The organism is Faecalicatena contorta (assembly GCF_021531995.1).
Classification (GTDB): domain Bacteria; phylum Bacillota; class Clostridia; order Lachnospirales; family Lachnospiraceae; genus Dorea_A; species Dorea_A contorta_A.
Genome location: NZ_JAFBIZ010000026.1, coordinates 23,229 through 31,879 on the forward strand (window position 1 = coordinate 23,229; position 8,651 = coordinate 31,879).

The following is an 8,651-nucleotide window of genomic DNA, read 5'->3' on the forward strand; positions in this document are numbered from 1 at the left end:
GTGGAATGACAGATGGAAGAGATGATAACCAGAAAAATACGTGTATATGGGATTGTGCAGGGAGTGGGATTTCGTCCTACCGTAAGCCGTCATGCTGCAAAGAATGGTATCCGTGGAAGTGTGTGTAATAAAGGTCCGTATGTGGAGATCTATGCACAGGGAACCGGGAAACAGATTGACGGATTCCTCTGTGATCTTAAGGAACGTCCACCGAAACGTGCAGCGATTCTGAAGATGAATGTGGAATCGCAGGAAAATGCAAATTGTTATGAACAATTTGAGATTATTGAAAGTGAAAAGACAAAAGGGGAAATCTTCGTATCTCCGGATATTGCCATCTGTGAGGAATGTAAAGATGAGATGTACAATCCAAAGGATCGTCGGTATCTTCATCCATTCATCAACTGTACCTGTTGTGGGCCAAGGCTTACCATCCTGGATTCTCTGCCCTATGACCGTGAGCGTACCAGTATGAAAGAGTTTCCGATGTGCCCGGAGTGTGCATCGGAATATTATGATCCGCGGACCAGACGATATGATGCACAGCCGGTTTGCTGTAATTCCTGTGGACCGGAGGTGTATCTGATTGGAAGAAAAGAAAAAGGAAGGGATGCGATCACCTGTACCAGACAGGTGATTCGCTCCGGCGGAATTGTTGCAATTAAGGGAATCGGCGGATTTCATCTGTGCTGTGATGCAACCAATGAAGCTGCGGTAGCAAAGCTGCGTGAAAGAAAGCGGCGTCCGGCGAAACCTTTTGCTGTCATGGCAAGAGATATTGAGGCGGTACAAAGGGTATGCCGGGTCACAGAGGCTCAGGAAAAGGTATTGACCGGACATCAAAAGCCGATCCTTCTTCTGGAACGCGTTGCAGAAGGGTGTGTTGCTCCTTCTGTGGCACCGGGAAATCCAAAGATTGGAATGATGCTTCCTTATGCACCGGTGCAGCTTCTTCTGTTCCAATATGATGACGGGATTGAGATGCCGGATTATCTGATTATGACGAGCGGGAATACATCCGGAGCTCCCATCTGCAGAGATGACAAGGAAGCGATGGAGGAACTTGCATATCTGTGCGACTGTATGTTGTCGCATGACCGGAAAATCCGGATACGGGCAGATGATTCGGTGATGGATTATTACAAAGATGAGCCTTATATGATCAGGCGTTCCAGAGGATATGCACCGCTTCCGTTCATGGTTTCAGAATCATGGAAGGGACAGGTAATCGCCGTTGGCGGTGAATTGAAAAATACATTTTGTATCGGTACGGATGGCCGATTTTATCCGTCGCCTTATGTCGGGGATCTGGAAGATATTCGAACGGTACGTGCTCTGAAAGAGACCATAGCACGTCTGGAAACTTTATTGGAGGTAGAGCCGCAGGCTGCGGTCTGTGATTTGCATCCGCGATATAACTCAACAACGATCGCAGAAGAATTGGGGCTTCCATTGGTGAAGGTACAGCATCATTATGCACATATTCTGTCCTGTATGGCAGAAAATGACTGCTCTGATTCTGTCATTGGAATATCTTTTGACGGGACCGGATACGGAACGGATGGAACCGTATGGGGAGGAGAGATTCTTGCTGCAGATTATGAAGGATTTACAAGAATTGGAAGCATAGAACCATTTCTTCAGATCGGAGGCGATATATCCGCAAAAGAAGGATGGCGGATCGCCGTCTCTCTCATCTATGGATATACAAAGGATCGGGAAGAAACTTCGCAGATTGTTCAGCAGCTTGCTCTGTGCAGCGAGGCAGAATGTCGCATACAGCTGACGATGGCAGAAAGAAAGCTGAATGCGATCATATCTACCAGTGCAGGCCGGTTGTTTGACGGGGTGAGTGCAATTCTGGGAATTCGAAAAGCATCGACATTTGAGGGAGAGGCCTCTACTGCACTGGAATATGCGGCAGAGGAATATGAGAAAAAGATGAAAAGAGAAGAAAATGGTTCGGATATTCGCAAGCAGGTGGAAAGGTGGACATTCTCACCTCTTTCGGAGGATCAGGATGGAAGGATGATTCTAAATACCGGAGAGCTTGTAAGACTGGTTGCAGAGGCAAAGCTTCAGGGAGAAGATACAGGAAAACTCGCATACCGGTTCCATGAAGCGCTTGCATGGATGATCAGGGCAGCGTGCGTCAGAGCCCGGCAGGAGACGGAAAAGAATCTTGTCGCTTTGAGCGGAGGTGTATTTCAGAATCAGTTGCTTCTCGGGCTTACGGATGAGCTTTTGACAAGGGAAGGATTTCAGGTGCTGCGTCACCGTTTGATTCCGCCCAATGACGGAGGAATCGCCCTGGGACAGGCAGCATATGCAATGTATCAGATCAATCATAAGAAAGTAATATCAGGAGGAGAATCGATATGTGTGTCGGATTATCAGCAAAAGTAGTAAAGATAGGTGAAGGCGTGGCAATTGTAGATGCAGATGGAGCAAAGAGAGAGGTTTCTTCACAGTTGATTGAAGATCTGGAGCCGGGGGATTATGTCATGGTTCATGCAGGTGTTGCGATTGCCAGAATCACAGATGAAGATGAGAGTGAAACGGATCAGCTGCTGGAGGAATTGTTGTAATGGGAGAAGAAAAGAAAAAAACAGCAAAGGAAATGATAGAGACATATGATGGACCTCCTGTGCGGATCATGGAGGTCTGCGGGACACATACGCATGAGAATTTTCGGCTGGGGATTCGCAAGCTTCTGCCGTCTCAGGTAGAATTGATCTCGGGGCCGGGATGCCCGGTCTGTGTGACACCGGTGGGATTCATTGACGAGGCAGTCTATCTTGCACTGGAAAAAGGTGTAACGATCTGTACATTTGGTGATCTTGTCCGGGTTCCGGGAACAAAGATGAGTCTGGCAGGTGCAAGAGCGAAAGGGGCAAAGGTACACGTTGTGTATTCTCCGGCGGATGCAAAAAAATATGCGGCCAGTCATCCGGAAGAAGAAGTGGTGTTCCTTTCCGTCGGATTCGAGACGACAACACCGGCCGGATGCCTGTCTGTCAAACAGGCAAAAGAAGATGGAGTCGGGAATTATTCCCTGTTAGTTGCCAATAAGACGATGCCGGGAGCATATGCTTCCTTAAAAGGAAGTGCAGATATATTCCTGTATCCGGGACATGTCAATGCAATTACCGGAACCTCACTTTGCGAATCCCTGGTGAAGGAAGGTGTCAGCGGAGTTGTGGCAGGATTTACAGCAAAAGAACTGTTGACTGCACTTGCTGTGGCGCTGGTCAGATATCAGGAAGGAAAGCCATTCTTTGTAAATTGTTATCCAAGAGTGGTAACAAGAGAAGGAAGTATAGAAGCACAGCGGTTGGTAGAGCAGATGATGGAACCCTGTGATTCTGAGTGGAGAGGTCTGGGAGTGATTCCGGGATCAGGCCTTAAATTAAGGAGAGAATGGCAGGAATATGATGCAAGAATCAAATATCAGATGCCGGAAATTAAAGGGAGAGCGAATCCTGCATGCCGTTGCGGTGATGTATTACAGGGCAAATGCAAACCTTCCGACTGCAAGGTATTTGGCAAAGGGTGTACACCATTGCACCCGATCGGAGCATGTATGGTATCCAATGAAGGTGCATGTTCGGCATATTTTAGTTACGGAGGAGAATAGTCATGGAGAATTCAATAAAAAATCAGACGGTAACAATGGCGCACGGTGCAGGAGGAAAGCAGACTTCTGAGCTGATTGATCAGGTATTCAAAGCTCATTTTGCCAATCCGGATCTGACGGCTGACGATGCTGCAGTGTTGGCACCGCCGAAAGGAAAAATGGCGGTCTCCACGGATGGATTTATTGTATCACCTGCATTTTTCCCGGGAGGAAATATCGGAAAGTTATCGATCTGCGGCACCGTCAATGACCTTGCATGTATGGGTGCAAAGCCATTATATCTGACTTGTGCATTCGTGATTGAAGAAGGGTTTCCGATGGAAAAACTGGAAGAAATTGCACAAGCCATGGAAAAAACTGCAAAAGAGGCCGGCGTACGTATCGTGTCCGGAGATACAAAAGTAGCAGGAAAAGGGCAGGTAGATGGAATCTTCATTACAACAACAGGCGTAGGAGAGATTGTAGAGGGTGTAAGTACTTCAGGCGATTATGCAAAACCGGGAGACGCTATCATTGTAACCGGAGATATCGGAAGACACGGCTGTACAATTCTGCTTGCAAGAGAAGATTTTGGAATCGAAGCAGATGTAACAAGCGACTGTGCACCACTCTGGGCAAATGTACAGGCCGTTATGAATACAACACACGACATCCATGTAATTCGGGACGCAACACGCGGCGGTGTCGGAACCGTACTATATGAGATTGCGGGCCAGAGCAAAGTCGGAATCCGACTGGATGCAGCTTCCGTTCCGGTAGCACCGGAAGTAAAAGGCGTCTGCGGAATGCTCGGTCTGGAACCACTGTACCTTGCCTGCGAAGGACGACTCGTCATCATGGCGCCGAAAAACGTTGCACCACAGATTGTAGAAGCCCTTCGTGCATGCCCATACTCAAAAGACGCAGCAATCATAGGTGAAGTGACCGAAGAACAACCGGGACGCGTTGTCATGACAACCGAGATCGGAACCCAGGCACTGCTTCCACAGCCAGGAGGAGAACTACTGCCGAGGATATGTTAAAACAAAGTTCCCGGTTCACAGCCGCCGTGGGATACACTGTGGGATCGTCGGACTTGTCCGAACGAGACTGCAGCGTATCCCATGGCGAGCCTGCGAAGCAGGGACTCCCCGCATCATAAGCAAAACAGGAGCTGCAAAGCAGCGACGACATCGAAAGATGTCGGGTTTTGCGCATGAAGGGGAGGACTGAGAAGCGGAGGAAACGAGAAAGAAGCGAAGCAGGGACTCCCCGCATCATAAGCAAAACAGGAGCTGCAAAGCAGCGACGACATCGAAAGATGTCGGGTTTTGCGCATGAAGGGGAGGACTGAGAACCGGAGGGAAGACGGAAAGCAGGGACAGCAGGAGGAAACTATGGAAACAAGAGTTGCAGTCATTTCCATCATTGTGGAAAACGAGAACATAATTGAAGAATTGAATCATCTTCTGCACGGAGCAGGAAGATACATCATAGGGAGAATGGGAATTCCTTATCGAGAAAAGGGAATCAACATTATTAGTATAGCGATTGATGCACCACAGGATGTGATCAGTGCATTATCCGGGAAAATCGGCCGCCTTAAGGGAGTATCCACAAAGACGGCGTATTCGAATGTGATTACGAAAGCTGGTGAGTAGAGTGATAAAAATAGCAGTATATGGGAAGGGTGGAATTGGTAAATCAACGACTGTTTCTAATGTAGCAGCGGCTCTGGCAGAGCAGGGACTGAAGGTAATGCAGATCGGGTGTGATCCCAAAGCAGATTCAACCCTGCAGCTTCGACATGGAGATCCGGTTCCGACTGTGCTGGAATTATATAATCAGAAAAAGAATGAATTTCAGCTGGAAGATATGGTGAGAATCGGCTATAACGGAGTGGTATGTGTAGAAGCGGGGGGACCGACACCGGGACTTGGCTGTGCAGGCCGTGGAATCATCACAGCACTTGAGAAACTGAAAGAAAAAGGTGCTTATGAGACATATCAGCCGGATGTTGTGCTGTATGATGTGTTGGGAGACGTGGTATGCGGAGGGTTTTCCATGCCGATGAGAAATGGGTATGCGGATCAGGTGTTTATTATCACTTCCGGAGAAAATATGGCGATCCATGCAGCGGCGAATATTGCCATGGCGGTTACAAATTTTAAAAACCGTGGATACGCATCGCTTGGAGGAATCATTCTGAACCGGCGGGAAGTAAAAAGAGAAGCAGAAAAAGTGGGAGAGCTTGCAGATGATTTTCATACAAGTGTAATTGGTTCATTATCCCATTGTGAACTGGTAACACAGGCAGAGGAGCAGAAAAAGATTCTTCTGGAGTGTTACCCGGACAGTGATATGGCACAGGAATATCGTTTGCTGGCTCGTCAGATACTGGAAGCCTGTCAGGAGGAATAACAGATGCTAAAAAGAGTAGGAGAGACAATAGATACAGAAGGTGCAGTGATTCAGATCAAAGACGCATCATATCCGACGCCTTTTGCCTCAGAGCTGGAATTCAATTCGCCGGTTCACGGCAACTGGAATATTGTACATACTGGTATGATGTTTCCGGAAGCCAGGCAGATCTATGTGTGTGCGGATAACTGCATGCGCGGAGTGGTGCTTACAGCAGCAGAGATGAATGCGGCAGACAGATTTTCGTTTGTGATTGTGGAAGAGGAACATCTTCTGAACGGGAATCTGGAAGATGTTACGATCGAGGGAGTATCGGATGTTATTGAAAAATTAGAAGAGCGTCCGAAAGCAGTACTTCTTTTTACTGTTTGCCTGCATCATTTTCTGGGGTGTGACCTGGAAATGGTATATCGGGAGCTGGAAGAACGATATCCGGAAATCGTATTTATCCGCTGCTATATGGACCCTATCATGCAGAAGACTGGGCTGACACCGGATCAGAAACTGCGAAAGGCGATGTTCGATCCACTGACGGAATGTCCAACAGATCCGAAAAGCGTAAGTCTTCTCGGAATGGACTTTGCATTGGATGAGACCAGTGATATCTCCAGAATATTGCGTGAACATGGTTACAATCTGCGGGAACTTCCAAAGTGTCACAGCTGGGAAGAATATCTGCAGATGGCTTCTTCAAATCTGTTTATTTCCTGCTATCCGCCTGGAAAATATGGTGCTGAAGCGCAGGCGAAAAGACTTGGAAGAAAGCATCTGTATCTTCCGGCATGTTTCGGATATGAGGAGATTACAAGGCATCTGACTGAACTTGCGGAGACACTGGGACTTCCGCGACTGAATCCGGAACAGGAGATACAGACTTGTGAAATGGCTCTGGAACGGGCGAGAAAAGAGATTGGAGATATGCCGGTTGCCATAGACTATCTGTTTCATCCAAGACCGCTTGGCCTGGCAAGACTGCTTTTTTCGCATGGATTTTCGGTAAAAACGGTCTATCTGGACAGTATCAGCCCCGAAGAAAAGGAAGATTATATATGGCTTCAGACACATGCACCGAATCTTCAGCTTGTGGCAACGATTCAGGTAAAGATGCGTGTACTTCCAAGAGGTGATGAGAAGGAAGTGCTGGCGATCGGGCAGAAGGCGGCCTGGTTTACAGGAAGCAGGCATTTTGTAAATATGGTTCAGGGTGGTGGTCTGTATGGATTTGATGGGATCCGCAGGCTTGCAGACCTTATGATCGAAGCATATCAGGAAGAAAAAGATACAGAAAATCTTGTGATTCAAAAAGGATGGGGGTGTGAGTGCTGTCTATGAGACAATCTTATCGAATCATACCGGTATATACTGCAGATGTATCCGGAGTCTGTTCTGCGCTGTATGAACTGGGAGGCATGACGGTCATGCATGATCCGTCCGGATGCAATTCTACCTATAATACACATGATGAGATCCGTTGGTATGATCAGGACAGTCTGATCTTCATCTCCGGATTGAGCGAGATCGATGCGATTATGGGAAACGATAACAAATTGATTCATGATATTGAAAAAGCTGCAGCTGATCTTCATCCGGAGTTTATTGCGCTGGCAGGTTCCCCGATTCCATATATGAATGGAACGGACTTCCCGGCTATCGCACAGGTTATTGAGCAGGAGACAAAGATCCCGACGTTTTCAGTACCGACAAATGGAATGCATGATTATGTGTATGGGGCAGGAATTGCACTTGCAAAGATCGCAGAGCGCTTTACAGACCCGGGATGCAGGTGTACGGACGAGAGAACATTGAATCTGATCGGTGTAACACCTTTGGATTTCGGACCGCTTTCTCATGTGAAAAAGTTGAAAGCGAATCTGGAATCCAGGGGATGGAAGATCCTCTCTACATGGGCGATGGGAGATGATCTGGAACAACTTTCACGTGCCGGAGAAGCAGCCGTGAACCTGGTAGTATCTTCTGTCGGAATCCGGGCGGCAAAGGTGCTGGAGAGAAGATTCCACACGCCATATGTGATCGGAACTCCGGTGGGAGGATTATCAAAGACATTGTCAGAGATTCTGGAACAGACAGTCGCAAAGAGGATGGATCGGGAATACAAGAGTGGTGCCGGGCCAGAAAAACGTATTGCTTATCTGGAAAATCGTCTGTCAGGAGATCCACAGATCACGCTTGTCGGAGAACCAGTGACGATGGGATCACTGGCGGCATCCATAGAACGGAAGACTTCCCGTCCTGTGCAGATTTTATGCCCGCTGGATGAAACGGAAGGTCTTCTGGGACCAAATGATGTAGCGGTACGTGGGGAAGAGGAAGCAGAAGAGAAGCTAAAGGATGCCAAAATCATTGTGGCAGATCCGCTGTATCGTCCGATCTGTCCGGATGGCTGCCGGTTCTGTGAACTGCCACATATTGCTTTTTCCGGAAGAATTTATGTGAAACGTCTTTTACCGTTTGCAGAAATGTAAAAAATAAAATCCACTGTATTTTCTATGCTAATACAGTGGATTTTTAATGAATCATATCCATTGGAATATACCTCTTTCTTTAAAATTATGAGTTAAAAATTAATTTTTCGGTGGTCCGTCCTCCTTAATCT

General features: G+C 47.4%; 8 protein-coding genes. All 8 read left to right on the forward strand.

Annotation, left to right across the window (positions count from 1 at the left end; translation table 11 throughout):
- Positions 1 to 12 precede the first annotated feature (12 nt).
- The 8 genes from hypF to JQM82_RS05390 all read left to right on the forward strand — a co-directional run bounded on the left by hypF (position 13) and on the right by JQM82_RS05390 (position 8,520).
- Positions 13 to 2,406, forward strand: a complete 2,394-nt coding sequence (gene hypF, locus JQM82_RS05355) for a carbamoyltransferase HypF (RefSeq protein ID WP_235249019.1) — start codon at positions 13 to 15, stop codon at positions 2,404 to 2,406.
- Positions 2,379 to 2,588 (forward strand): HypC/HybG/HupF family hydrogenase formation chaperone, encoded by a 210-nt coding sequence (locus JQM82_RS05360; RefSeq protein WP_235249020.1) that lies wholly within the window; start codon positions 2,379 to 2,381, stop codon positions 2,586 to 2,588. The genes hypF and JQM82_RS05360 overlap by 28 nt, the downstream gene beginning before the upstream one ends.
- A complete protein-coding gene (gene hypD, locus JQM82_RS05365) occupies positions 2,588 to 3,637 on the forward strand; it encodes a hydrogenase formation protein HypD (protein ID WP_235249021.1) in 1,050 nt (349 codons plus the stop codon). Before JQM82_RS05360 ends, hypD begins: the two co-directional genes overlap by 1 nt.
- 2 nt (positions 3,638 to 3,639) lie before the next feature.
- Positions 3,640 to 4,659, forward strand: a complete 1,020-nt coding sequence (gene hypE, locus JQM82_RS05370; RefSeq protein WP_235249022.1) for a hydrogenase expression/formation protein HypE — start codon at positions 3,640 to 3,642, stop codon at positions 4,657 to 4,659.
- 354 nt (positions 4,660 to 5,013) lie between these two features.
- Positions 5,014 to 5,277, forward strand: coding sequence for a TM1266 family iron-only hydrogenase system putative regulator (locus tag JQM82_RS05375; protein ID WP_235249023.1), 264 nt, complete (start codon positions 5,014 to 5,016; stop codon positions 5,275 to 5,277).
- A gap of 1 nt (position 5,278) precedes the next feature.
- Positions 5,279 to 6,037 (forward strand): nitrogenase iron protein NifH, encoded by a 759-nt coding sequence (locus JQM82_RS05380; RefSeq protein WP_235249025.1) that lies wholly within the window; start codon positions 5,279 to 5,281, stop codon positions 6,035 to 6,037.
- Between the two features lie 3 nt (positions 6,038 to 6,040).
- Entirely contained in the window at positions 6,041 to 7,369 is a 1,329-nt protein-coding gene (locus JQM82_RS05385; RefSeq protein ID WP_235249027.1) for a nitrogenase component 1, read from the forward strand.
- Positions 7,366 to 8,520, forward strand: a complete 1,155-nt coding sequence (locus JQM82_RS05390; protein WP_235249028.1) for a nitrogenase component 1 — start codon at positions 7,366 to 7,368, stop codon at positions 8,518 to 8,520. The genes JQM82_RS05385 and JQM82_RS05390 overlap by 4 nt, the downstream gene beginning before the upstream one ends.
- Positions 8,521 to 8,651: the final 131 nt, after the last annotated feature.

Coding starts and splice junctions, on each gene's coding strand:
- hypF (WP_235249019.1), top strand. CDS start 13: ATGGAAGAGATGATAACCAGAAAAATACGTGTATATGGGATTGTGCAG.
- JQM82_RS05360 (WP_235249020.1), top strand. CDS start 2,379: ATGTGTGTCGGATTATCAGCAAAAGTAGTAAAGATAGGTGAAGGCGTG.
- hypD (WP_235249021.1), top strand. CDS start 2,588: ATGGGAGAAGAAAAGAAAAAAACAGCAAAGGAAATGATAGAGACATAT.
- hypE (WP_235249022.1), top strand. CDS start 3,640: ATGGAGAATTCAATAAAAAATCAGACGGTAACAATGGCGCACGGTGCA.
- JQM82_RS05375 (WP_235249023.1), top strand. CDS start 5,014: ATGGAAACAAGAGTTGCAGTCATTTCCATCATTGTGGAAAACGAGAAC.
- JQM82_RS05385 (WP_235249027.1), top strand. CDS start 6,041: ATGCTAAAAAGAGTAGGAGAGACAATAGATACAGAAGGTGCAGTGATT.
- JQM82_RS05390 (WP_235249028.1), top strand. CDS start 7,366: ATGAGACAATCTTATCGAATCATACCGGTATATACTGCAGATGTATCC.